The sequence below is a fragment of the Pseudogemmobacter blasticus genome (assembly GCF_003071405.1).
GTDB classification, from domain to species: Bacteria; Pseudomonadota; Alphaproteobacteria; order Rhodobacterales; family Rhodobacteraceae; genus Pseudogemmobacter; species Pseudogemmobacter blasticus.
The window spans coordinates 1,798,619-1,821,143 of sequence record NZ_CP020470.1 but is presented as its reverse complement, the minus strand read 5'-3'; the positions used below and the strand labels follow the sequence as shown (position 1 = coordinate 1,821,143).

The 22,525-nt window shown below is 68.7% G+C and carries 23 protein-coding genes; 8 read left to right on the top strand and 15 right to left on the bottom strand.

Translation table 11 applies throughout. The annotated features are described in order from the left end of the window. Positions 1-37: 37 nt before the first annotated feature. Positions 38-778: a sulfite exporter TauE/SafE family protein gene (locus B6K69_RS08900; protein ID WP_228156701.1), complete on the bottom strand. Its 741-nt coding sequence runs from the start codon at positions 776-778 to the stop codon at positions 38-40. A gap of 236 nt (positions 779-1,014) precedes the next feature. On the opposite strand from B6K69_RS08900, the gene B6K69_RS08895 reads away from it, so the two are divergent. The 3 genes from B6K69_RS08895 to B6K69_RS08885 all read left to right on the top strand — a co-directional run bounded on the left by B6K69_RS08895 (position 1,015) and on the right by B6K69_RS08885 (position 2,911). After that, positions 1,015-1,563, top strand: coding sequence for a sigma-70 family RNA polymerase sigma factor (locus tag B6K69_RS08895; RefSeq protein WP_228156700.1), 549 nt, complete (start codon positions 1,015-1,017; stop codon positions 1,561-1,563). A 7-nt stretch (positions 1,564-1,570) separates the two neighbouring features. Further along, positions 1,571-2,218, top strand: a complete 648-nt coding sequence (locus tag B6K69_RS08890) for a ChrR family anti-sigma-E factor (protein WP_107673241.1) — start codon at positions 1,571-1,573, stop codon at positions 2,216-2,218. Positions 2,219-2,323: 105 nt separating this feature from the next. After that, positions 2,324-2,911: a biliverdin-producing heme oxygenase gene (locus B6K69_RS08885; RefSeq protein WP_108643522.1), complete on the top strand. Its 588-nt coding sequence runs from the start codon at positions 2,324-2,326 to the stop codon at positions 2,909-2,911. On the opposite strand, the gene B6K69_RS08880 is transcribed toward B6K69_RS08885, so the two are convergent. From B6K69_RS08880 to mutL, 4 genes are read right to left on the bottom strand one after another with little or no spacing between them, the layout of a single operon-like run. After that, the gene (locus B6K69_RS08880; RefSeq protein ID WP_108643521.1) at positions 2,908-3,438 is read right to left on the bottom strand and encodes a HutD/Ves family protein; all 531 of its coding nucleotides are present in this window, start codon (positions 3,436-3,438) and stop codon (positions 2,908-2,910) included. The genes B6K69_RS08885 and B6K69_RS08880 overlap by 4 nt on opposite strands. After that, entirely contained in the window at positions 3,435-4,382 is a 948-nt protein-coding gene (locus B6K69_RS08875; RefSeq protein ID WP_108643520.1) for an alpha/beta hydrolase, read from the bottom strand. The genes B6K69_RS08880 and B6K69_RS08875 overlap by 4 nt, the downstream gene beginning before the upstream one ends. Further along, the gene (locus B6K69_RS08870) at positions 4,379-5,539 is read right to left on the bottom strand and encodes a DNA recombination protein RmuC (RefSeq protein WP_108643519.1); all 1,161 of its coding nucleotides are present in this window, start codon (positions 5,537-5,539) and stop codon (positions 4,379-4,381) included. Before B6K69_RS08870 ends, B6K69_RS08875 begins: the two co-directional genes overlap by 4 nt. Beyond that, positions 5,536-7,371, bottom strand: a complete 1,836-nt coding sequence (mutL, locus tag B6K69_RS08865; protein WP_108643518.1) for a DNA mismatch repair endonuclease MutL — start codon at positions 7,369-7,371, stop codon at positions 5,536-5,538. The genes B6K69_RS08870 and mutL overlap by 4 nt, the downstream gene beginning before the upstream one ends. Before the next feature lie 212 nt (positions 7,372-7,583). Here mutL and B6K69_RS08860 point away from each other — a divergent pair, with 212 nt between their 5' ends. After that, positions 7,584-8,504 (top strand): glycosyltransferase family 2 protein, encoded by a 921-nt coding sequence (locus B6K69_RS08860; RefSeq protein WP_108643517.1) that lies wholly within the window; start codon positions 7,584-7,586, stop codon positions 8,502-8,504. On the opposite strand, the gene B6K69_RS08855 is transcribed toward B6K69_RS08860, so the two are convergent. The 9 genes from B6K69_RS08855 to B6K69_RS08815 form a co-directional block, all read right to left on the bottom strand. Next, on the bottom strand, positions 8,491-9,345 hold the full coding sequence (locus B6K69_RS08855; protein WP_164681918.1) for a glycosyltransferase family 32 protein: 855 nt from the start codon (positions 9,343-9,345) through the stop codon (positions 8,491-8,493). The two genes, B6K69_RS08860 and B6K69_RS08855, sit on opposite strands and share 14 nt — an antisense overlap. A 131-nt stretch (positions 9,346-9,476) precedes the next feature. Then, a complete protein-coding gene (locus B6K69_RS08850; RefSeq protein WP_108643515.1) occupies positions 9,477-10,796 on the bottom strand; it encodes a M16 family metallopeptidase in 1,320 nt (439 codons plus the stop codon). Then, the gene (locus B6K69_RS08845; RefSeq protein ID WP_108643514.1) at positions 10,793-12,205 is read right to left on the bottom strand and encodes a M16 family metallopeptidase; all 1,413 of its coding nucleotides are present in this window, start codon (positions 12,203-12,205) and stop codon (positions 10,793-10,795) included. The genes B6K69_RS08850 and B6K69_RS08845 overlap by 4 nt, the downstream gene beginning before the upstream one ends. A 92-nt stretch (positions 12,206-12,297) precedes the next feature. Then, positions 12,298-12,825, bottom strand: a complete 528-nt coding sequence (locus tag B6K69_RS08840; RefSeq protein ID WP_107673251.1) for a DUF3035 domain-containing protein — start codon at positions 12,823-12,825, stop codon at positions 12,298-12,300. A gap of 53 nt (positions 12,826-12,878) precedes the next feature. Next, positions 12,879-13,388, bottom strand: a complete 510-nt coding sequence (gene lspA / locus B6K69_RS08835) for a signal peptidase II (protein WP_108643513.1) — start codon at positions 13,386-13,388, stop codon at positions 12,879-12,881. A 4-nt stretch (positions 13,389-13,392) separates the two neighbouring features. Continuing rightward, positions 13,393-14,976: a bifunctional phosphoribosylaminoimidazolecarboxamide formyltransferase/IMP cyclohydrolase gene (gene purH / locus B6K69_RS08830; RefSeq protein ID WP_107673253.1), complete on the bottom strand. Its 1,584-nt coding sequence runs from the start codon at positions 14,974-14,976 to the stop codon at positions 13,393-13,395. Between the two features lie 17 nt (positions 14,977-14,993). Beyond that, the gene (locus tag B6K69_RS08825; RefSeq protein ID WP_108643512.1) at positions 14,994-16,721 is read right to left on the bottom strand and encodes a heparinase II/III family protein; all 1,728 of its coding nucleotides are present in this window, start codon (positions 16,719-16,721) and stop codon (positions 14,994-14,996) included. A gap of 113 nt (positions 16,722-16,834) precedes the next feature. After that, complete coding sequence (locus B6K69_RS08820; RefSeq protein WP_108643511.1) at positions 16,835-17,986, bottom strand: saccharopine dehydrogenase C-terminal domain-containing protein; 1,152 nt, start codon at positions 17,984-17,986, stop codon at positions 16,835-16,837. A gap of 79 nt (positions 17,987-18,065) precedes the next feature. Then, entirely contained in the window at positions 18,066-19,118 is a 1,053-nt protein-coding gene (locus B6K69_RS08815; RefSeq protein ID WP_108643510.1) for a saccharopine dehydrogenase, read from the bottom strand. Positions 19,119-19,336: 218 nt separating this feature from the next. On the opposite strand from B6K69_RS08815, the gene B6K69_RS08810 reads away from it, so the two are divergent. Continuing rightward, complete coding sequence (locus tag B6K69_RS08810) at positions 19,337-19,558, top strand: hypothetical protein (RefSeq protein ID WP_108643509.1); 222 nt, start codon at positions 19,337-19,339, stop codon at positions 19,556-19,558. A 16-nt stretch (positions 19,559-19,574) separates the two neighbouring features. On the opposite strand, the gene B6K69_RS08805 is transcribed toward B6K69_RS08810, so the two are convergent. Continuing rightward, complete coding sequence (locus B6K69_RS08805) at positions 19,575-20,471, bottom strand: LysR family transcriptional regulator (protein ID WP_107673257.1); 897 nt, start codon at positions 20,469-20,471, stop codon at positions 19,575-19,577. Positions 20,472-20,578: 107 nt separating this feature from the next. Between B6K69_RS08805 and B6K69_RS08800 the strand changes: the two genes are divergently transcribed. The 3 genes from B6K69_RS08800 to B6K69_RS08795 are packed head-to-tail and all read left to right on the top strand — an operon-like array spanning position 20,579 to position 22,321. Then, positions 20,579-21,373 carry a S49 family peptidase gene (locus B6K69_RS08800; RefSeq protein WP_108643508.1) on the top strand — a complete coding sequence of 265 codons (795 nt, stop codon included), beginning with the start codon at positions 20,579-20,581 and terminating at the stop codon, positions 21,371-21,373. A gap of 1 nt (position 21,374) precedes the next feature. Continuing rightward, positions 21,375-21,551: a hypothetical protein gene (locus B6K69_RS18165; RefSeq protein ID WP_164681917.1), complete on the top strand. Its 177-nt coding sequence runs from the start codon at positions 21,375-21,377 to the stop codon at positions 21,549-21,551. Next, entirely contained in the window at positions 21,548-22,321 is a 774-nt protein-coding gene (locus tag B6K69_RS08795) for an SDR family oxidoreductase (protein ID WP_108643507.1), read from the top strand. The genes B6K69_RS18165 and B6K69_RS08795 overlap by 4 nt, the downstream gene beginning before the upstream one ends. The last annotated feature ends 204 nt before the right edge of the window (positions 22,322-22,525 follow it).

The window sequence follows — 22,525 nt, the reverse complement described above, 5'->3', positions numbered from 1 at the left end:
GAAAGGGGGATGAAATGCGGGCCGGGCCGGGGCGCCGCTACCAGACCAGCTTGAGCCCCGACACCAGCAGGAGCAGGGCCAGAAGGCCGCGCAGCCAGCGGTCGGACAGGTATCTGCTGCCCAGAAGCGCGCCCGCCGTTCCGCCAACCGCGACGGCCAACAGCCAGACCGGCAAGGCGGCCGGAAGCTGGGGCCAGGTGGCCTGCGCCCCGATCAGCGCCGCGCCCGAGTTGACAAGATTATAGACCGCCGTGGTGGCGGCGGTCTGCCGGGCGGTGCCCCAGTTCATGGCCAGGATGACCGGCGCAAGGAACACGCCGCCGCCGGTTCCGGTTGTGCCGGAGATGAAGCCGATCACGGCCCCGGTTGCCAGCGCGGCGGCAAAGGGGGGCGCCACCGGGGGCGCGGGCTGTGCGGGCGGGCCGGACAGGGCGCCGCGTGCCATCTGAAGCGACGACAGCAGCAGCACGATGCCGACCACCCGGAAGTAAAGCCCTTCGGGAAGGTGGACCGCGCCGCCCAGCATGGAAAAGGGGAAGCCGAGAATGGCAAACGGCCAGACATTGCGCCGCGAAACCCGCCCGGACCTGAGAAACAGTGCGGTTCCGATGGAGGCCACCAGCAGATTGAGCGCAAGCGCCGTTGCCTTCATGGCAAGCGGTGCGAAGCCGGCCAGGGCCATGGCGGCGATATAGCCCGACGCGCCCGCCTGCCCGACGGCGGCATAGACCAGCGCGATCAGCAGGAAGGCCAGCGTCAGGAAGGGGGATTCAGTCACCAAGGACGGGGTTCCGCTGTTCGGGCGGCTTATAGCCTGGCCCGGTTGCAGGGCCAAGCGCCGGAGGCCGGGGCGGGGATTTGCAGAAATCCGGTTGCGGCGGTGATCCGCCCGGCGCCGGGCCGCGTATTCCCCGCATCATGTTCGACGCCCTTGGTCACGATAAATCGGATGCATCGCTGCCGGCGCCCGCCTATGGTGCGGCGCAACGACGGATTTGGCAGCAAGGCAAGGATGTGACCGCGGACAGATCGGACAATCAGGATTGGGCGGCACTGGTTGCCGCCGTGCGCGACCGTCAGGACCGCGCGGCCTTTGCTGCGCTGTTCCGCCACTTTGCCCCCCGGGTGAAGGGCTTTCTGATGAAGTCGGGCGCGGATGCGGCCCTGGCCGAGGAATGCGCGCAGGATGTCATGGCGGTGCTGTGGCAGAAGGCGCATCTGTTCGACCCCGCCCGGGCAAGCGTGTCGACCTGGGTCTTCACCATTGCCCGCAACCGCCGGATTGACGTGCTGCGCCGGTCGCGCCGCCCCGAGCCGGAGGATCTGCCCTGGGGACCGGAGCCTGAACCCGATCAGGCCGAGGTTCTGGAAGTGCGGCAGGAGACCGAGCGGCTGGGCGAGGCTTTGGCCCGCCTGCCGGAAAACCAACGCGCGCTGATCGAGCGGGCCTATTGGGGCGAGGTCTCGCACAGCGAGATCGCCACCGAGACGGGGTTGCCGCTGGGAACGATCAAGTCGCGCATCAGGCTGGCGCTGGACCGTTTGCGCCAGGAGTTGAAGTGAGAGGCACATGACCATTCGTCATCACCTATCTGAACCGTTGCTGATGGCCTATGCGGCCGGCGAGTTGCCCGAGGCCTTTGCGCTGGTCGTGGCGACGCATGTGTCACTGTGCGACGACTGCCGGGCGCGGTCCGAAGCCTGGGAGGCGGTGGGCGGCGCCGTGGTCGAGGACGGGTTCGCGCCGATGGGCGACGACGCGCTGGAGGCCTGTCTGGCGCGGCTGGACGGGCTGGAGCAGGAGCCGCGCCCGGTGCCGCAGCCGGCGCCCCGGCGGTCCGTGTTCCCGGCCCCGCTGGCCGCCTATGTGGGCGGCGATGTGTCGGCGGTGAAATGGCGGTCGCTGGGCAAGGGCGTGCGGCAGGCGATCCTGCCGACCGACAGGCAGGCGGCGGCGCGGCTGCTGTACATTCCCGCGGGTGTGGCGGTGCCGGATCACGGGCACCGGGGGCTTGAGATGACGCTGGTCCTGCAGGGGGCGTTTTCCGATGCGACCGGGCGTTTCGCACGCGGCGATGTCGAGATTGCCGATGGCGATCTGGAACATGTGCCGGTGGCCGAGCCGGGCGAGGACTGCATCTGCCTGGCCGCGACCGACGCGCCCTTGCGGTTCAAGGCCATGATCCCGCGGCTGGCGCAGCCCTTCATGCGGATCTGACGGTAGCCTGCGACGGGTGCCGTCCGGCAATCGTGTCGCGGGCTGTGGTCTTGTCTGGGCGCCGGGGATCGGTGAAGGTCGGGCGACAGCCTGAAAGCCCGTGCCATGACCGCAGAGATTTCCCCCAAGCCCGGCCGTGCCGACCGTCTGCGCGCGGCGACGGATGACACGCATCAGGCACTGGATGCCTGGGTGATGGCGGCAAACCCCTTTGCCGACCTTGGCCGCTATGGCCGCTATCTGTTGATGCAATACGAGATTCACCGCGACGTGGCCGGGCCCTATGCCGATGCGGCGCTGAACGCGGCAATTCCCGGTCTGGCGGGCATGGCCCGCTTGCAGGCGGTGCGGGCCGATCTGGCCGATCTGGGGCTGGCGCCGCCCGAGGGGATGGGGCCGCCCGCCGCCGAAGGCGTGGCGCTGCCCGAGGCGCTGGGCTGGCTTTATGTGGTGGAAGGGTCGAACCTGGGCGGGGCGTTCCTGCTGAAGGCGGCCCGGGCGATTGGCCTGAGCGAAAGCCACGGCGCGCGGCATATGGTGGACCCCGAGGAAGGGCCGGCGGCGGTGTGGCGGGCGTTCAAGGCGGGGCTGGACGCGCCGGTCCTGAACGCGGCCGAGGAGGCGCGGGTGATTGCCGGGGCCGAGGCGGCCTTTGCCCGGGCCCATGCGCTGGCGCGGCGCTGGCTGGGTTAAAGCCCGAACAGCCGGGCCGCGATGACCGGGTGGCGGCCATGCACGCGGGCGGGGCCGGTGGTCAGCAGCAGGTGGTCTTCTTCCAGCGGCGAGCCGTTGACCGTGGCCGGGCCAAGGGCCGCGTAAAGCGCCAGCAGCCCGCCGGCGGGCAGGACGCTGCCTTCGCGCGCGATCTGCACCTGCGGCGCGGGCAGGTGATCGGCGGTCATCACGTTGAAATCCTCGGACGCCGTGCCGCCGGTGGCGGTGGCGGCAATCACCACGCTGCCGGGAAAGGCGACCGGGGTCAGCGGCGCGCAATCCAGATCGAAGCCCGATCCGACCAGCCGGAAACCGGGGCCGGTCAGCACGGTAAGGTTGCGGTTGAGACCGGGAAACAGCGAGAAGGGGCCGTCTTCGGTGACGGTGGCGCGGGACAGGCGGGCCAGCAGCACGCCGTCCAGCTCGGCGCGGAACAGTTCGACCGTGCTGCCAAGGCCGTTCTTCCAGGGTTGCACGCGGTAATCGGCGGGGGTGAGGTGTCTCATTCTGCAACCGGGGAATGGGCGGCGAGGAAACCGGCCAGCGCCGGAATCAGGCCGGGGTCAAGCGGGGCTGTCGGGTCGGAATAGGTGGCCAGCGGCAGGCCGGGGCGATCTGGTTTCAGCATGTGGGTAGCGGCGGGCAGGGTCAGCCGCTGCGCCTGCGGCAAGGCGGCGGCCAGGCGGTCGGCGTCGGCGGCGGTAACCTGGATGTCCTTGCCGGCCTGCACGATGAGCGCCGGCCCCGGCCAGCCGGCGGCCAGCGTGGCGGGATCATAGGAAAACAGGTCGATCAGATAGGGCTGCACGGCGGCGGGAAACAGCGGTTGCAGGCCGGGCGGAAGGGTGGCCGGATCGCGGGTTTCGCCGCGCGACAGGCTGGCGACGACACTTTTCATGTCAGCCATCAGCAGCCCCGCGAAGGGGTTGGCGGCCATCTGTTCCACCATCAACTGTCCCAGCGGGCGGCCCGGCGTGGACAGCAGGATCAGCCCGCAAAGGCCGGGCGGCGGGTCATTCGCGGCCAGAAGCGCGACCAGCCCGCCTTCGGAATGGCCCATCAGCCAGACGCAGGGCGCCAGCGCGCGGGCCTGCCCGACCCAGGCGCGGGCGTCTTCGGCATAGGCGGCGAGTGTCACGGCGTTGGGGTCTGGAATGGCGCGGGCAGAGGCGAACATGCCGCGCTTGTCCACCCGCAGCGAGGCGATGCCTGCCGCCGCCAGACCTTCGGCCAGCATACGATAGATGTTCGATTGCAGCAGCGGGCCATTGCCATCCCGGTCGGTCGGGCCGGAGCCGGGGATCAGCACGACCGCGTGGCTTGCACCGGGAACGGCAATCGCCGTGGCCGACAGGGGGCCTTGCGGGCCGGGGATGGTGACGTCGCCCGCCTGCAGCGCGGTGCCGGCCATCAGGGCGGCAAGGCCGGCAAGGGTGGGAAACCTGCTCATTCGGCGGCCTGCGGTCCGATCACCTGCGCGGCGCTGTCGGGGGCGATTTCCTCGAAGTCGAAATTGTCCAGCCGCCGGGCGCGCTTGCTGGCCTTGTCCGAGGAAATGCGGATGTCCTCGATGTCTTTCGCGGCCTGCGAGAAATGCCGGTCAAGATTGCCGACCCGTTCGGACAGGCGTTCGACATCGGCGTAAAGCAGGCCCAGTTCGCGGCGGATTGCCCCGGCCTGTTCGCGCATCCGGGCATCCTTGAGTATGGCGCGCATGGTGTTCAGCGTGGCCATGCAGGTGGTGGGCGACACGATCCAGACCTTGAGCGCGAAGCCTTCGCGGACGATCTCGGGGAAGTTGGAGTGCAGCTCGGCATAGACCGCTTCGGAGGGCAGGAACATCAGCGCGCCGTCGGCGGTTTCGCCGTCAAGGATGTAGCGTTCGGCAATGGCGCGCAGGTGGGTGCGCACTGCGCTGCGCATCAGGCTGGCGGCTTCCTGCTGCTGGCGCGGGGTTTCGGCGCGGCGCAGCGCCTCATAAGCCTCAAGCGGGAATTTCGCGTCGATGACGATGGGGCCGGGCGGATTGGGCAGGTGGATCAGGCAATCGGCGCGGCGGCCGTTCGACAGGGTGGCCTGCAGGGTGAAGGCATCTTTCGGCAGCGCCTTCTGCACGATGTCATGCAACTGGATCTCGCCAAAGGCGCCGCGTGTCTGCTTGTTCGACAGGATGTCCTGCAAGGACAGCACGTTGCCCGACAGTTTCTCGATATTGGCCTGTGCCTTGTCGATGGTTTCCAGCCGCTGCTGAAGTTCGCCCAGGGACCGCGCGGTGCGGGTCGAGGTGCCGTGCAGCGCCTCGGTCATCTGGCGCTGCACGTCGGACAGGCGCTGTTCGACAAGGTGGATCATCGAGGTCTGGCTGGTGGCCTGCGCTTCGGAAACATGGTGCAACCCGCCGGCCAGCCGTTCCTGCGCCTCACCCATGTGCTGCACCTTCTGGGACAGCCAGACCACCTCTCGCAAAAGCGGGTCGGCGCTGGCCGAGGCGCGCAGTGCGGCGCGCAGGATCAGGCCCAGGAACAGCGCCAGCACAAGGGCGATGCCGGCCAGAAGCAGCACTTCGGGCGCGTTCCAGGCGTAGGTCTGGCCAAACAGCGTGATCATCGGCGGCCAAACAGTTTTTCGATGTCGGCGAGTTTCAGTTCGACATAGGTCGGGCGGCCGTGGTTGCACTGGCCCGAACCGGGGGTCGCCTCCATTTCGCGCAGAAGGGCGTTCATTTCCTCGGGGCGCATCTGGCGGCCGGAGCGCACCGATCCGTGGCAGGCCATGCGCGACAGCACCGCGTCGATCCGGGCGCGGGTCAGGGCGCTGTGGCCGCCTTCGGCCAGTTCATCCAGAATGTCGCGCAAGAGGGCCACGCCGTTGACCGGGCCAAGGATGGCCGGGGTTTCGGTCAGGGCAACCGCGCTGCCGCCGAAGGGTTCCACGACCAGCCCCGCCTCGGCCAGCGCGGGCGCGGCCGACAGGATCAGCGCGGCGTCCGACGGCGACAGGGTGACGATCTCGGGGATCAGCAGCGGCTGGCGGGCGATGCCGGTTTCGGCCAGTTGGCGTTTCAGCCGTTCATAGACCAGCCGTTCATGCGCGGCGTGCTGATCGACGATCACAAGGCCATCGGCGGTTTGCGCCACGATCCAGTTTTCGTGCAACTGGGCGCGGGCGGCGCCCAGCGGGTGCTGGGCCGCGGGTTCGGGGGCCTGCGGAAGCGGGTCGGCCAGGGCAACCCGGGCGGCGGGCGCCTCGGCAAAACCGGGGGCAAAGCCGTGGGCAGGGGCGGGCGACTGGAAGGCGAAGGCCTGCGCCAGCGTGGCCTGCGCGGGGCGCGGGCTTTCGGGGCGGAAGGCGGCCAGCGTTTCGCTGGCGACCGTGGTCGAGGCGCGGTGACCGGCCCCCGACAGCGCGGTGCGCAGCGCGGTGATGATCAGGCTGCGCGCGGCATCGGGTTCGCGGAAGCGCACCTCGGCCTTGGCGGGGTGGACGTTCACATCCACCCGCTCGGGATCGACGATCAGGTTCAGCACGGCGGCGGGGTGGCGGTCGCGCGACAGGAAATCGAAATAGGCCGCCCGCAGCGCCCCCAGCAGCAGCCGGTCGGTGACCGGGCGGCCGTTGACGAACAGGTATTGCTGCGCGGACGATCCGCGCGAATAGGTGGGCAGGGCGGCATAGCCCAGAAGCGCCAGACCGTCGCGCTCGGCCTCGATCCGCAGGGCGTTGGCGGTGAAATCGGCGCCGATCAGGCGGGTCAGCCGGCGGTGCAGCGCATCGAACAGGTCGCCCTGTTCGGGATCAAGCCGCAGCAGGGTGCGGGGGCCGTCGGCCCCGATTTCCGACAGGGTGAAGCCGACCGTGGGTTCCGCCATGGCAAGGCGCTTGACCACCTCGTGAATCGCCTGCGCCTCGGCCCGGTCGGTGCGCAGGAATTTCAGCCGCGCGGGGGTGGCGTGGAACAGGTCGCGCAGTTCGACCACGGTGCCGCGGGTCAGCGCGGCGGGCTTCACGGGTGACAGGCGGCTGCCGTGACAGGTGATCTGCGCCGCATCCTGCCCCGCCGCGCGCGAGGTCAGCGTCAGCCGGCCCACCGCGCCAAGCGAGGGCAGCGCCTCGCCCCGGAAGCCGAAGGAGCGGATGTTCAGCAGGTCTGACCCGTCGATCTTGGATGTGGCATGGCGCGACAGGGCCAGCGGCAGGTCGGCGGCGGTCATGCCGCAGCCATCGTCGGTGACGCGGATCAGCGTCTTGCCGCCATCGGTATAGTCGATGGAAATGCGGCTGGCGCCGGCATCCAGCGCGTTTTCCACCAGTTCCTTGACCGCCGACGCCGGGCGTTCGACCACCTCGCCCGCCGCGATGCGGTTGATGGCGGCTTCATCCAGCTGACGGATGACGGGCCGACCGGAAGCATCGGCTATCTTGGGGGTGTGAAGCGTCATCCGACGATATGTAGCAGGTGGCGGCGAGTCGGGAAAGGCCGGTGGCGGCGGCCCTGTGGGCGGCGTCTGTGCAGGCATCGCGGGTGGCGGGAGGTGGCCCGATCCCCTTTTGCGCGAAGTTCCGCCAAGCCGGGCGGGCCGCGCAAAATGCCGGGTGACGCGGGCTGCAGAATTTTCTACCAGAGGGAGAGTTACTTCTTGATGAGCAGCAGATGCGTAAGGCAGGGCTTTCGATCATCATTCCCACTTGTGACCGGCCGGCCCTGGTGTGGCGTGCGGTGAAGGCCGCGCAGGCGGGGTTGCCGCCCGGGGGCGAGATCGTGGTTGTGGATGACGGTGTGCAGCACCCGCTGCGCCCGCCACCGGGGATGACCGCGCCGGACAGCCTGCGCATTGTGCGCAGCGCGGGGCGGACGGGCGCCTCGGCCGCGCGCAATCTGGGGGCGGCGGCGGCGCGGGGCGACATCCTGCTGTTCCTGGATGACGATGATGAGGTTCTGCCGGACTATCCGGCACAGGTTCTGCAGATTGCCGCGCAGCAACCCCGGGCCCAGTGGGGCTATTCCGCGATGGAGGTTGTCACCTATGACGCGGCAGGCCAGCCCGGAGCGCCCGAATACTATTGCCGCTGGCGCGAAGGTCCGGTGCGCCCCGGCGGGGTGTTGCGGAAGAAGGTGGCAGGGCTGAACCAGGGGTTCTGGGTGCGCGCTGCCGTGTTCCGGGCCATCGGCGGGCTGGAGACGACCCTGCGCACCGATGAGGACACCGACCTGTGCTGCCGGCTGCTGGCAAAGGGCCATGAGGGCTGGCGCACGGTGCAGGCCGGGGTGCGCACCCACCGCGGCTGGGTTCAGGAGGGGCAGGCGCGGCAACTGACGGCGGGTGATCTGGACGAGCGCGTCAACAATTACCTGACCGTGTTCCGCCGCAACGCGCCATCGGTGCCGGACCTTTCACCGTCTTACTGGTTCCTGGCGACGCGCTTCCTGCGCGTGGCCGCCAAGCGCCCGGGGCAGGCGGTGCCGGCGGAATTCTTCAGCCAGGTGCGGAACCCGCTGGTCCATACGGCGCTGCGGGTGTTCTGGTCCGTCAAGAAGCGGGCCAATCAGCCGCAGCGGATCAAAGGCCATTAAGGCCGCGCCGCCGGCGGGACCGATCGCGACGGCGGCGGTTCTGCTGGCGAAGCCAGGCGTGGCCAAGATAAAGCGGGCGGGTCAGCCTTGCGGCCAGCTTTTCATGCAGGGGTGCCGAAGCGGCGGGTCGCACCACGGGGTGCAGCAGGCGGCTGTAATGCAGCTTGTGCCGCAGCGTATGGTGTGAGCCGTCGCCCGAGCTGGCATAAAGCAGGCCTTCCTCGGTGCAGATGATCCGGCGGTGCGGGTGCCGGTGCAGGATGGGGTGGATCGCCAGCGTGCAGGCGATGGGCCCGGTGGTGCGCAGCGTGCCGTTCTTGCCCACGCCGAAGCGGTGGCGCGAATAGGTTTCGATATTTTCGAGCACCCGGTCGATCACGGCGGCCAGAAAGGGGTGGCCCGCCCGGCTGATCATCACCCAGTTGATGTATTCGCCGTCTTCGACCGCCGAAAGTTCGGGGTGGAAACCGCAGCCCGCATCAACCCCCGTGGGGCCGTTGTCCCATTGCACCACAAGATATTCATCCTCGGGGCGAAGGATCTGGTCCAGCGGGCGGGAGGCGCCGCTCTTGTTGTCGAAATAGACGCCGCCCAACTGGTGCAGGACCAGATAGCGCAGCAGATCTGACCGCGCCGGGCCATAGGCCGGGTCGATGCGCGCCAGCGCGTCCAGTTCCCGCGGGCCGTAATGGCGGCGGACGAAATCCAGCGCCTCGGCATCGGACAGGATGATCTGGGTCCAGCCCGGGTTGGCGGCGGCCAGATCCGCAAGGTTGCGGCGGAACTCGGGCCAGAGACCTTCGTGCGAGGGCACGAGATGGATCAGGTTCCTTGGAATCATCCGCTTCACACCCTGATTACAGGCCCGAGGAGCAAGCGCATACATCAACGCGCCGCCAAGGAAAGCGGCATTTCCGCCAGCGCCCGGCCGGATTGCGGCAATCCGCCACCCGCCGGGCGGCGCTGGCCCGTTCAGGGGGCGGTTGTCACGCCGGCCGGCTGGCCCACCACCACGAAATGCAGCGCCTGCGGCTGGAACAGCCGCGCGGCGACGCGGTTCGCGTCTTCCAGCGTGACGGCCTCGATCTTGGCGTTGCGGGTGTTCACATAGTCGATGGGCAGATCGTCCATCTGCATTCCGACAAGGATGTTCGCGATCGGGCCATTGCCGGAAAAGCGCAGCGGATAGCTGCCGGTCAGGTAGGTCTTGGTCGCGGCCAGTTCGTCGGCGGTGATGCCTTCGGTTGCGATGCGGGCCCATTCGGCGCGCACGACCTCCATCGCCTCGGCCACCTTTTCGTTCGAGGCGGAGAACTGGCCCATCAGCATTTCGGCCAGATCCATCGGCACCAGATAGGTGCCGATCCCGTAGGTCAGGCCGCGCTTTTCGCGCACCTCGGTCATCAGCCGGGCCGAGAAGCGGCCGCCGCCAAGAACCTCGTTCAGGATGAAGGCGGCGAAGAAATCGGGATCGTCGCGGCGGATGCCGCCTTGGCCGAAGAACACCACCGATTGCGGCGAGGGAAAATCCTCGACCGTCACGCCGGGCTTGAGCGTCCAGGGCGCCTGCGGGGGCAGCGGCGCGCCGGTTTCGGGCAGGCCGCCCAGCAGCTTGTCCAGCAGGGCGGCCAGTTCGTCGGCGGTGATGTCGCCGGCCGCGCCGATGACCACGCGGTCACGGGCCAGCGTGGCCTTGTGGGCGGCGACCAGATCGTCGCGGGTCAGCGCGGCCATCGTTTCGGGCGTGCCCTTGCCGGGGGTGCCATAGGGGTGGTCACCGAAGGCCAGCCGGTCGAAGATGCGCGGCGCGATCGCGTTGGGGTCCATCGCATCGGAGCGCAGGCCCGACAGCACCTGTTCGCGCACCCGGTCGATGGCATCCTGATCGAAGCGGGGCGCGGTCAGCGCCTGACGCAGCAGATCGGTGGCGGCATCGCGGTTTTCGGTCAGCATCCGGGCCGAGACCGACAGCGTGTCGGCGCCCGAATCGAACAGGAAGCTGGCGGCGAGCCCGTCGCGCGCCTCGGCAAAGGCGCGGCTGTCCATGTCGCCGGTGCCTTCCTCGATCAGGCCGGTCATCAGATAGACCGCGCCGCGCTTGCCCGGCGCATCCAGCGAGGTGCCGCCGCGGAATTGCAGTTCCAGCGAGACGAAGGGCAGGCCGTGGTCTTCCACCAGCCAGGCGGTCAGGCCGCCGGGGGTCTTCACCTCTTGAATGGCAACTTCGGCGCGGGCCGGCAGGGCAAGCGTCAGCACCAGCGAGAGGGCCGCGAGAACGGGGCGCAGCATCATTCCTGAATCTCCTCGGGCGCGGGCATCGGCAGGGGGGAGGGGGCGGCGCTGTCGGGGGCGGGGGCGCCTTCGGGGGCGGTCAGCCAGCCGGTGACGGCCTGATTGCGGTTCAGCACCTGTGCGGCGACCTTCATCACATCGTCGATGGTGACGGACATCAGCACATCGTCATAGCTCTGGATGTCCTGCACCGACAGGCCGATGGACAGCTCTTCGCCATACATGCGCGCCAGACCCTGCACGTCATCCTTGCCGAAGATTTCCGAGGCGTGCATCTGGGTGCGGATGCGTTCGAAGGCGGCCGGATCGGGGCCTTCGGTCAGGAAACGGGTCAGGGTTTCGTCCAGCGCGGCTTCGGCACTGGCCAGGCTGACGCCGGGGGCGGGCACGACATAGACGCCGAAGCTGCTGTCGTCGATCGAAGTGCCGTCATAGAAGGCCGAGGTGTAAAGCGCGACCTGGCGGTCGAACTGCAGGGCGCGGGCCAGAACCGAGGTCTGGCCGCTGCCGCCCAGCAATTCGGCCAGGATCGACAGGGCGGCGGCATCCTTCTGGTCGCCCGGGTTGCGTTCGGGGGCCAGATAGCTGCGGTAGAGATAGGGTTCGGACACGCGCGGGTCAGACATGGCCAGCCGGCGTTCGGCCAGTTGCGGCGGTTCCTGCGGGCGCAGGCGCGGCGTCAGCCCTTCCGAGGGCGGGATCGGGCCGTAATGCTTTTCGGCCAGCGCGCGCACCTGATCGGGGGTGACATCGCCCGCGATGATCAGGATCGCGTTGTTCGGCGCATAGAAGCGGCGGTAGTAATCCAGCGCGTCTTCGCGGTTCAACTGTTCGATCTCATGCCGCCAGCCGATGACGGGCACGCCATAGGGGCCGTTCAGGTATTGCGCGGCGCGCATCTGTTCGCTGAGCAGGGCGCCGGGGCTGGAATCGGTGCGCTGGGCGCGTTCTTCCAGAATGACCTGCCGTTCGGTGGTCACATCCTCTTCGGTCAGGCGCAGGTTGCGCATCCGGTCGGCTTCCATGCCCATCACCAGATCCAGCCGGTCGGCGGCGATGTGCTGGAAATAGGCGGTGTAATCCCAGGAGGTGAAGGCGTTGTCGTCGCCGCCCTGCGCCTCGATCATCGAGGAAAAGGCGCCGGGGGGAATCTTGTCGGTGCCCTTGAACATCAGGTGTTCCAGAAAATGCGCGATGCCCGATTTTCCGGCGGGTTCATCCGCGGCGCCGACCTTGTACCAGATCATCTGCACGGCCACCGGGGCGCGGTGATCCTCGATCACCACCACCTCAAGCCCGTTCTTCAGCGTGAAGGTGGAAACCGTTTCGGCGCGGGCAGCATCCAGCGGGGCCAGGGATGCGGCAAGGGCAAGAAACAGCGGCAGAAGCCGGCGCAGGGGCAGACGCATGGGATACCTCGGTTGGTCCGGGGGCAGGGTGCAAGGGGCGGGCCGGGCGGTCAAGCCGCGCCGGCCGGCACTGTCGCGGATGTGACCGCCGGTTATTCGCCGTCTTTGGGCGGCGGGGCCGAAGGCGTGCGCGCGCCCGCCTTGCGCCAGCGTGCCAGTTCGGCGTGCTGGTCCAGCGACATCTTGCGATAGGCCTTGTAGTAGACGTTCACGTTCAGAAGCCGCTCAAGCACCAGGCCGTTGTGCTTGCGCCGCCATTCCAGATCTTCGGCGGCCAGCGTCTGGCGGATCGCGCCATCCAGCCCGAAGCGGCTGGCATGGGCAAAGAGCGATCCATCCGCCGCCGGGATGCCGGTGCTGGCGCCCGGCCGGCCGCCAAGGGCGACCACCGCATCATCCAGCGGGCGCTGGTCGCTGCGGTTCGATCCGCCCGGCGTGGGCGCCGGCAGGTCGTTCAGGCTTTCGGGCATTTCCAGCGGCTTCGGCGGGATAATGGCGAATTCATCCGGGCCCTTGGTCCGGATGTTCATCAGCTTGGGGTCGCCCTGGTCGCCGCAACCGGCCAGCGCAAGCGCCGCCATCGTCGCGATGACGCTGAGCCGAACCGTCCTTGCCTGCATTCCGGCCTCCACCTTCGTCTTGCCGTCCGTCTTAACCCAAAGGATTTGCCCCGTCACGGGGTCTTTCGGTCGGGTTTCCCGCGCTTTGGCGGTTTTTGCCCGGTTGATTGCCCGGCAAAAAGCGCCAGACCGGCCGCACCGGCGAAGATCGCGATGTCGGCCACGTTGAAGGCATAGGGATTCTCGAAGCCGCAGCAGGACATGTTCAGGAAGTCTGCCACCGCGCCATAGGCCAGCCGGTCCACCACATTGCCAAGCGCGCCGCCGATCAGCAGCCCGGCCGAGATCTGCACGATGCGCGAGGGCCGGTCGCGGCGGACCCAGACCCAGACCCAGGCCGCGATGGCCAGCGCGATGGTGATCAGCACCCAGCGGGTCAGGTCGGTATGGCCCGAAAACAGGCCGAAGTTGATGCCCCGGTTCCAGGCCATGCGGAACACGAGGTAGGGCGGGAACACGTCCACCTCGCCCCGTTCGGCCAGCCGCAGGCCGTAAAGCACGCCCAGCTTGCTGGCCTGATCCAGGCCAAAGGTCACAAGGGCGGAAAGCGTGGCGATCCGCATGGTGTCAGTGCCGGAAATGGCGCTGGCCGGTGAAGACCATGGCCAGACCCAGCCGGTCTGCCGCCTCGATCACCGCGCTGTCGTTCATGCTGCCGCCGGGCTGGATCACCGCCGTCGCCCCGACCGAGGCGAGCACCTCGATTCCATCGGGGAAGGGGAAGAAGGCATCCGACGCTGCGACGCAGCCCTTGGCCGGGGTTTCGGGCAGGCCAAGCGCGGTGCCCATCTCGCCGGCCTTGCGGGCGGCGATCATGGTGGAATCGACGCGGCTCATCTGGCCGGCGCCGACGCCGACGGTGGCGCCGTCCTTGACATAGACGATGGCGTTCGACTTGACGTGCTTGGCCACCTTCCAGGCGAAGAACAGGTCTTCCAGTTCCTGCGCCGAAGGGGTGCGGCGGGTGACGACCCGCAGATCGCCGGGGGTGACGCTGTCCACGTCCGAATCCTGCACCAGAAAGCCGCCGGCGACCTGCCGGAAGGCCAGCACGCCGCGCGTCGGGTCGGGCAGGGTTTCGGTGGTCAGCAGGCGCAGGTTCTTCTTGGCCGCGAAGATCGCCTTCGCCTCGTCGCTGGCGCCGGGGGCGATGACGACTTCGGTGAAGATCTTGACGATTTCCTCGGCGGTGGCGGCGTCAAGCGGCTGGTTCAGCGCGACGATGCCGCCGAAGGCCGAGGTCTGGTCGCACTGCCAGGCGCGCAGATAGGCATCGCGCAGGCTGGCGGCCTTGCCCACGCCGCAGGGGTTGGCGTGCTTGATGATGGCGCAGGCCGGGCCTTGGCCTGCGAATTCCGCCACCAGTTCGAAGGCGGCGTCGGTGTCGTTGATGTTGTTGTAGGACAGTTCCTTGCCCTGCCACTGTTTCGCGGTGGCCACGCCGGGGCGGCCCGAGCCATCGGTGTAGAAGGCGGCGGACTGGTGGGGGTTTTCGCCATAGCGCAGGGTCTGCGCCAGCTTGCCGGCAAAGCTGCGATAGCGCGGCGCGGTTTCGCCGATGGCGCCGGCCATCCAGGTGGAAACGGCGGTGTCATAGGCGGCGGTGCGGGCATAGGCGGTGAGCGCCAGCTTCTGCCGGAAGGCCAGCGTGGTGCCATCCTGTTCGGCCAGTTCGGCCAGCAGGGGGGCGTAATCGGCGGGGTCGGTGACCACGGCGACGAAGGCGTGGTTCTTGGCCGCGGCGCGGATCATCGCGGGGCCGCCGATGTCGATGTTTTCAATGCAGGTGTCGTAATCGGCGCCCTTGGCCACCGTCGCCTCGAACGGGTAAAGGTTCACCACCAGCAGGTCGATCGGGCCGATGCCGTGCTTGGCCATGGCGGCCAGATGGGCGGGGTTGTCGCGCAGCGCCAGAAGGCCGCCATGCACCTTGGGGTGCAGCGTCTTGACCCGGCCATCCATCATCTCGGGAAAGCCGGTCACGTCGCTGACATCCTTCACCGGAAGGCCCGCCTCGCGCAGCAGGGCCGAGGTGCCGCCGGTGGACAGAAGTTCCACCCCATGCCCGTGCAGGGCGCGGGCCAGGTCCAGAAGGCCGGTCTTGTCGGAAACCGAGATCAGGGCGCGGGTGATGCGGACGGGGGCTGTCATGGGGTCTCCGGTGCCTGTCAGAGAGAGACCGGGTCTTCCCGGCCAATGTCGCGGATGCCGGTGGGAGTATCCTGTGCCTTCGCCAAGGTCCAGCCGATGCGCGTTTCATTTTCGCGTGCCCGGCCCGTCAGCACGATGGCCCAGGCGGGGCGGGGCCGCAGGCGGCCGGTTTCCAGATAGACCGACGGATCAAGCGACAGATGCGCGCGGCCATCGTGGCGCAGCACCCAGATCTCGCCCGAGCGGAGCTGCATCGAGACGGCGGTGCCGCCCATGTCAAGCGTGGCATCGACATCGGGGTGCAGGTGGAAGCGGATGGTGAAGGCGATGCCGTCCAGCTTTGACCGGGTGAGCAGATCCTGGAACCGGGCGATTTCCGCCGGGGTGGTGGCGGTCAGCGTGTCGGTTCCGGTCAGCAGGCGCCCGTTGGTGCTGAGCGAAAGCCGGCGCCCGGCGGTCAGGCCATGGGTGGCCGACCAGCCGTCATGGGCCACATAGACCTCGGCGCCGCTGTCGGCCCAGGTGTTCAGCGCGGTGACGCGGGCGCTGTCGCCCAGGGCGCCGGGCTGTTTCGACGTGCCGAAGCGCGACGAGGAATAGCCGGAGATGGCCAGCGCGGAATGGGATTGCGTGGCCCGCCCCGCAAGCCGCCAGTCTGGCCCGAAGGACAGGCCCGATCCGCAGGACACGATCAGCGGGCGGCGGCCCGAGGTCAGTTCGAAGGCGGCGGTCGAGGCATGGGCGGTGGCGCTGGCCGCGCCCGAAGGCGGGTCGGCGGCATCAAGGATCAGGCTGGTGCGGCCGGCGGAAAGCCGGATGAAGCCCATGGCCTGCGCCAGATGGCCGGGCGGTTTCAGCATGGCCGAAGCCGCCAGCGCCTGATCCAGCCGCCCGTCCACCCCGCCGCCGCCGCCGTGGAACCGCGCCAGCCCGCCATCGGCATGGCGCAGCGTGCGCAGGCAGGGGGCGATGCGGTCGATGGCCTGGCCCAGTTCGGGCGGGATGTCGCGGTCGGCCTCGGCCAGGGCGCGGGCGGCCCAGGTCAGCAGCGTCAGGACTTCCAGCAGTTCCTCGGGGTTGCGGGTGGGGATGCCGCCGGCGGCGTCGATCTCGCGCGTGCAGTCGCGCACCAGGGCCGAGGTGGCCGGGGCAACGTGATCTTCCATCCCGATCAGGGCGAGGCTGGCGCAGAGAAGGCCGGTCAGCGCCTCGAACCGGGGCAGGCCGGGGCTGGCGGCCCCGGCGCGGCGGGCCAGGAAGGCGGTCTGCCGGGCCAGGCTGGTGAGCAGCGCATCGCTGGCGGGCTTGTCCTGCCCGTGCAGCAGGAAGATCGCGTGATGCAGAAGCCGGATCACCCGCCTCCCGGTCAGTTCGGGCGACCAGCCGGGGCCGCTGCCGTTGCCGAAGCGGTCAATCCAGCCGCGGGTCCAGCCCTGGGCGATGCGCCGCGCCTCGGGCGTGCCGACGGCGACCAGATCGTCCAGCCAGGCAAAACCCTGCGCTTCGGCGGCAAAGGCGGCATCGGGGGCGGGAATGTCCCACAACAGGGCGCCGGGCGCTTCGACCAGGTGGCCGGCGAACAGGATGTTGCCCGACACCAGTTGCTTGCCACGGGCGTAAAGCCCCATCGAGCGCGGTTCGGGCTGCGAGACGAAGCCGGTGGCCGCAGCGACGCGGCCCGCACGCCAGACGGCAATGCGGTTGGCCAGCCCGGCCCGGCGTTCTGCTGTGCCTTCCCTGCCCATGCGCCCAGATGCCTGTCAAACCCTGTCCGGGTTATCCCCGGATCGCAGCCGGAACCTTACCGTCAAGCGGGGGCGCTGTCACGCGCCGCACCCCCGCGCTGTTGACGCAGCCGTCAGACCAGATGGTCAACCCGTTCCAGATACTGGGCCATCTGCCGCGTCTGGTCGAGCCAGCGCAGCACCAGTTTCGGATCGCGCGGCGCGGAATGGACGCCGGCGGGGATTTCGCGGTTCATCACCGCCTCGACCGCCATCGACACCGGGACCGAGACCATCCGGCTCATGGCGCTGCCGCGCGCATCGCCCCAGGCATCCATCGCCCAGGTTTCATGGAACACGGGCCGCCCGTCGCGTTCGGCCTTGAGCGAGACGAACAGCACCACCCGGTCGGGTTCGCCCGGCGCGTAGCTGTTTTCCTTGAGCAGGTCTTCGGCCATCTCGTTCAGGCGGGCGTCGATTTCGGCATCGGGGCGGCCCTCCAGACCTTCGACGGTGCGGAAGATGCCGTCCCAGGCCTCGGCCCAGCCTTTCAGGCGGATGGTGCCGCGCACGAAATCGCGCAGCTTCCAGGCCGGGTCGAAGTGGTAATCCTCGATGAAGGGATAGCTGTCGCGGTTCGGATAGACTTCAAACGCCTCGGGCTGCGGCAGGGGCGCGGTATAGTCGGTGATCGCGTCCCACGGGCGGTTCACCCGCAGTTCGGCAAAGTTCCTCAGGCTGCGCGAGGGCGACCGCAGCGCCTTGAGCACGCCGGCGGGGGCCCAACTGAACTTGTAGCGGAAGGGGTTGGGAATCCGGGGAATCCCGCCACAATAGGACAGGAAGGACAGCTCGTTGTCGGGGTGACAGACCTTCGACGCGCGGTAGCGGGCCACAAGGTCATGCGCCATCAGGTGATCAAGCCCCGGATCAAGGCCGCTTTCGTTCTGGCTGACCAGACCCTTTTCGCGGAAGGCGGGGTCCAGGGCGCGCATCTCGGGCGAGATGTAGCTGGAGGAGACGAAGTTCGCGCCCTTTTCCAGACAGATCCGGGCGATGCCGACGTGATGGTCGGCGGGCAGCATCGACACGGCCACGTCGCCGGGTTGCAGCGCGGCGGCCAGGGCTTCCAGCGAATAGAGACGGATGTCGGTGGTGATGTCGCCGACCAGATCCTGCGCCTGGTCAAGATAGCGGTTCCAGACCGCAACAGGATGGCCCGCCTCGATCAGGCGCCGCAGGCCGGGCCCCGAGGACAGGCCGGTTCCGCACCAGTGGATCATCATCGTCGTTCTCCCAGATTTGCCCCGGCAAACGGGGCAGGAATTGGCGCAAGCCTCCGGGCGGGGGCTTGCGGGGCGTGGCTTACAGCAGGGCGCTGCGGCGGTCGAACTCGGCCCGGGCGCGGCCCCAGACACCGGCGGACAGGTCTGTCAGCGTCAGGAGCGAGGGCAGAAGCTGGGCCGCATAGTCCTGCGACGATTCCACCGGCATCAGCGAGGGCAGGTTGTCGATGGCGGTCACGTCCAGCGGCGGGGTGTCATGGACACGCAGCGCGGGCGCCTGCCAGTCGGTGATGCGGTCATAGACCTTGATCGGCGAGAACTCCGAGCTGGGATCGCAGGCGATGTCGCCGATCACCGTCATCTTGCGGGCGGGGTCGGCCTTGGCGCTGGCCGGCACGAAGACCGGGCAGCCGGGACGCGCCAGGATGCAGTTGAGGAAGATTTCATGCTGCAACACCTGCGGGAACGGCCCGCCGCTGGCGGTTTCGGCCCGGCCCCAAAGCGTGGTGGCAACGCCCATGGCTTCGCACAGGTCGGCGGCCCCGGTGCCGACGCGCCCGGACGCGCCGATGATCAGCGCGCGGGGGCGTTCCAGACCCTTCAGGTCTTCTTCCAGCGCCGCCAGCAGGGCCGCGCGCGAGGGCACCTTCGAGATCGGCGGGCAGATGCCGCCGCGCTGCTGGGCGGCCCAGCATTGCAGGCTGACGGCGGCGCCGGCAAAGCCCGCCCAGTAGCCGAAGGCGGCCACGCGGCGGCCGGTTTCATCGACCAGATATTCCAGATCATACAGCGCGCCCCCGCCGGCGGCGAAGCGGCGCAGCAGTTCCTGCCCGGCGGGCTGGCCCTTGAAGGCATGGCCGAACATGATGTGGCGGTGCGGCAGCGGGGTGCCGTCTTCCGGCAGTTCCTTGAGACCGAAGATGATGGCGTCGCGCGGGGCATCGGGCCAGGAATTTTCGGGAACGATCTCGGCCCCGGCGGTGCGGTAGCCGTCGATGGGGATGGCACGGACAGAGGATTCCTCGACCGAGACGCGGATTCCTGCCGCGATCAGCGCCGAAACGCCTTCAGGCAGCAGCCCCACGCGCTCTTCGTTCGGGCGTTGTTCTGCCCTGATCCAGAGATGTGTCATGCGTCCCCCTTCGCATCGGTCTGATTTCGCCGCACTCCTTACTGCCCGGCCAAGGCGGCGTCCAGCCGCAGCGAGGCGTGTTCGGACCCTGCGTCACGCTGCAATGCAGCGATGCCGCCGCAGCGACGAATTGTCGCGACAGGGGGAAATCTTGCATTAGACTTCAAGGGAAAAGCCGGAGGAGGCGCCTCTAATCCGGGCAGACGGGAGGAGACGGGATGAACAAGATGATCGCCACAGTCTGCGTGATAAGCTGGTCGGGCTTCTGGGCCTTCGGCTATCTGGCGCTGACCGCCGGGGTGGAAAACACCGGCCATGTGACGGTGGCGCTGCTGCTGGCCGCGGCGGGGTTGTTCACCGGGGTCTTCACCTATCTGAAGATTGCCCGCAGCACCGATCCGCAGCGCTGGCGCCATGTGCGCCAGTCAGAACAGGGCTGACGCGGCGGCGGTCCGGTCAGGGCCGCCCCGGCCGGGCGCCCAGCCGTTCGGCGGCGTCGATCAGCGCCGCCAGCATGGGGGTTTGCGGGTCGCGCTTCGGCGCGATCAGGCCGACAAGATGTTCCGCTTCGGGGTCAACCAGCGGGATCACGCGCAACTGGCCGCCGGCCGCGAACAGGGTGGCCAGCCGCATCGGCACCACGCTGGACCAGGCGCCGGTCATCACATGTGACACCAGCGCGATGGTCGAATTCGATTCGATGGTTGGCGCGGCGCGCACGCCCGCCTCCGCCAGATGCTGGTTGACGATGCGACGGTTCTGCATGTCGCCGGTCAGCAGGCACAGCGGTTCGCCTGCGGCCTCGGCCCAGGTGACGCGCTCGCGGGCGGCCAGCGGGCTGCCGGGGGCGCAGAGGAAACGGTAGAATTCCGTGTAAAGGGGCACGCGGCTGACGCGGCCCAGCGGTTCGTTGTCCAGATAGGTGATGCCGGCATCCAGATCGAGACTGTCCAGCCCGGCCAGGATTTCGGTGCTGGTGCGCGACAGGATCTGCACCCGCAGGCCGGGGTGGCGGGTCAGGAAGGGGCGGGTCAGGTCGGCCACCATGGGCAGGGCGGTGGGAATGACCCCCAGCCGCAGGTTGCCGGTAAGGCCGGTCTTCAGGCTGCGCATCTCATCCTTCAGCGCGCGGGTGTCGCCCACGATGCGCAGCGCGCGGTCCAGCACGCGCTGGCCTTCCGGCGTCAGGCCCTGAAAACTGCGGCCGCGGAACACAAGCTGCACGCCAAGCTGATCCTCAAGCTGGCGGATGGCCGAGGAGAGCGAGGGTTGCGTCACGCCGCAGGCTTCGGCCGCGCGGCCGAAGTGGCGTTCGCGGGCAAGGGCGATGAACATTTCCAGCTTGTCGATCATGGGCGCCAAGGTGCCGCGCCCGCCCGGCCACGGCAAGCGGCGAAAGCGGGGGGGCAGCGCGCAGGGTTTCCCTTGTCGGGGGGCGGGGAAGCGCCTACCTCTGCGACATGCGCCATCTCATCCCCTTTCTGCCCAAACCCGCCACCGTGCCCGTCATTCGCCTGCAGGGCACCATCGGCTCGGGCGGGCGGGCGCTGAACGATGCGGCCCTTGCGCCGCTGATCGAACGCGCCTTCACCCGCGGCAAGCCCGCCGCCGTGGCGCTGGTGATCAACTCGCCCGGCGGATCGGCGGCGCAATCCAGCCTGATCGCGGCGCGCATCCGCCGGCTGGCGGACGAGAAGAAGGTGCCCGTCCATGCCTTCGTCGAGGATATCGCGGCCTCGGGCGGCTATTGGCTGGCCTGTGCGGCGGATGACATCTGGGTGGATGCCAGTTCCATCGTCGGCTCGATCGGCGTCATCTTCTCGGGCTTCGGCCTCCATGAGCTGATGCAGCGGCAGGGGGTGGAGCGGCGCGTTCACACCGCCGGGCGGTCAAAGAGCTTTGCCGATCCGTTCAAGCCGCAGACGGATGAGGACGTGGCCCGCATCCGGGCGCTGCTGTCGCCGCTGCACGAGAATTTCATCGCCCATGTGAAGGCCCGCCGCGGCGCGCGGCTGGACCCGGCGGCGGACCTGTTCAATGCCGACATCTGGGTCGGGCAGGCGGCGGTGGGGCTGGGGCTGGTGGACGGGCTGGCGCATCTGAAGCCCAAGCTGATGGAGCTTTACGGCGAAAAGGTGCGGCTGGTGCCGCTGACGCAGAAGCGCAGCCTGGCGCAGCGCTTCGGGCTGGCCGCCGCCGATACGGCAATGGCGGCGGTGGAAGAGCGGGCGCTGTGGTCGGGATACGGGCTGTGACATGCTGGTGAAGACCATCCTGATCTTTCTGCTGGCCATGGCTCTGGTGGGCATGGTCGGCAAGCTGCTGTTCCCCAACAGCCTGCCCGGGCTGGGCCGCCGGAAGGGGGCGTTCTGCCCCGATTGCGGCCGCCCCAGGATCGGGCGCGGCACCTGCGACTGCCGGAGGCGCAAATGACGGCGCTGGTCACCGGGGCCGGGCGCCGGCTGGGGCGCGCGATGGCGCTGTATCTGGCCCGGCGCGGCCATGACGTGGCCGTGCATTACGCCGGTTCGGGCCCCGAGGCCGAGGCGGTGGCGGAAGAGATCCGCGCCCTGGGGCGCCGCGCCGTCACGCTGCAGGCCGACCTTCTGGACGAGGCGCAGGTCGAGACGCTGGTCGAACGCGCATCCGCCGCGCTGGGGCCGCTGACGGTGCTGGTGAACAATGCCTCGATCTTTGAATACGACCGGATCGACACCGCGACCCGCACCAGTTGGGACCGGCATATCGAATCGAACCTGCGCGCGCCCTATGTGCTGATCCAGCACTTTGCCCGCCAGTGCCCGCCGGCCGTGCCGGATGCGGCGGGCGAACCGCTGGCGCAGGGGCTGGTGGTGAACATGATCGACCAGCGGGTCTGGAAGCCCACGCCCGAGTTCTCGACCTATACCATCGCCAAGATGGGATTGTGGGCGCTGACGCAAAGCGCGGCGCAGGGGCTGGCGCCGCAGATCCGCGTCAATGCCATTGGCCCGGGCCCCACGCTGCGCGGCGGGCGGCAAAGCGAGGAACACTTTTCGCGGCAGCGCGCGGCGACCATCCTCAACCGCGGTGCGAACGAGGGCGATATTGTTGCCGCGCTTGGATTTTTCCTGGATGCGCCTGCCGTGACCGGGCAGATGATCGCCGTGGACGGGGGGCAGCACCTGGCCTGGAAGACCCCGGATGTGCTGGGCGTCGAGTGACCCGAGGGAAGTTGTCCACTTCGAACACGCATTTCACAGACACGTTACAAAAACTGCTGGAATCTCAGGTATTTGTCAGACGTGGAATTTTCTTTCCTTTATAAACAACGGGTTGCCAGTCTGCCTGTTTTTTGTGCAAGTCGTTGCAAGGGCCCTGAAATCAGGGGATTCCGGCCCGGGGCGAAATCTTCTCCCCGCAGTTAT

Coding starts and splice junctions, on each gene's coding strand:
- B6K69_RS08805 (WP_107673257.1), bottom strand. CDS start 20,471: ATGATCGACAAGCTGGAAATGTTCATCGCCCTTGCCCGCGAACGCCAC.
- B6K69_RS08855 (WP_164681918.1), bottom strand. CDS start 9,345: ATGATTCCAAGGAACCTGATCCATCTCGTGCCCTCGCACGAAGGTCTC.
- B6K69_RS08795 (WP_108643507.1), top strand. CDS start 21,548: ATGACGGCGCTGGTCACCGGGGCCGGGCGCCGGCTGGGGCGCGCGATG.
- B6K69_RS08825 (WP_108643512.1), bottom strand. CDS start 16,721: ATGGGCAGGGAAGGCACAGCAGAACGCCGGGCCGGGCTGGCCAACCGC.
- B6K69_RS08845 (WP_108643514.1), bottom strand. CDS start 12,205: ATGCGTCTGCCCCTGCGCCGGCTTCTGCCGCTGTTTCTTGCCCTTGCC.
- B6K69_RS08815 (WP_108643510.1), bottom strand. CDS start 19,118: ATGACACATCTCTGGATCAGGGCAGAACAACGCCCGAACGAAGAGCGC.
- B6K69_RS08840 (WP_107673251.1), bottom strand. CDS start 12,825: ATGCAGGCAAGGACGGTTCGGCTCAGCGTCATCGCGACGATGGCGGCG.
- purH (WP_107673253.1), bottom strand. CDS start 14,976: ATGACAGCCCCCGTCCGCATCACCCGCGCCCTGATCTCGGTTTCCGAC.
- mutL (WP_108643518.1), bottom strand. CDS start 7,371: ATGACGCTTCACACCCCCAAGATAGCCGATGCTTCCGGTCGGCCCGTC.
- B6K69_RS08820 (WP_108643511.1), bottom strand. CDS start 17,986: ATGATGATCCACTGGTGCGGAACCGGCCTGTCCTCGGGGCCCGGCCTG.
- B6K69_RS08850 (WP_108643515.1), bottom strand. CDS start 10,796: ATGATGCTGCGCCCCGTTCTCGCGGCCCTCTCGCTGGTGCTGACGCTT.
- B6K69_RS18165 (WP_164681917.1), top strand. CDS start 21,375: ATGCTGGTGAAGACCATCCTGATCTTTCTGCTGGCCATGGCTCTGGTG.
- lspA (WP_108643513.1), bottom strand. CDS start 13,388: ATGCGGATCGCCACGCTTTCCGCCCTTGTGACCTTTGGCCTGGATCAG.
- B6K69_RS08885 (WP_108643522.1), top strand. CDS start 2,324: ATGACCGCAGAGATTTCCCCCAAGCCCGGCCGTGCCGACCGTCTGCGC.
- B6K69_RS08880 (WP_108643521.1), bottom strand. CDS start 3,438: ATGAGACACCTCACCCCCGCCGATTACCGCGTGCAACCCTGGAAGAAC.
- B6K69_RS08800 (WP_108643508.1), top strand. CDS start 20,579: ATGCGCCATCTCATCCCCTTTCTGCCCAAACCCGCCACCGTGCCCGTC.
- B6K69_RS08810 (WP_108643509.1), top strand. CDS start 19,337: ATGAACAAGATGATCGCCACAGTCTGCGTGATAAGCTGGTCGGGCTTC.
- B6K69_RS08890 (WP_107673241.1), top strand. CDS start 1,571: ATGACCATTCGTCATCACCTATCTGAACCGTTGCTGATGGCCTATGCG.
- B6K69_RS08875 (WP_108643520.1), bottom strand. CDS start 4,382: ATGAGCAGGTTTCCCACCCTTGCCGGCCTTGCCGCCCTGATGGCCGGC.
- B6K69_RS08870 (WP_108643519.1), bottom strand. CDS start 5,539: ATGATCACGCTGTTTGGCCAGACCTACGCCTGGAACGCGCCCGAAGTG.
- B6K69_RS08860 (WP_108643517.1), top strand. CDS start 7,584: ATGCGTAAGGCAGGGCTTTCGATCATCATTCCCACTTGTGACCGGCCG.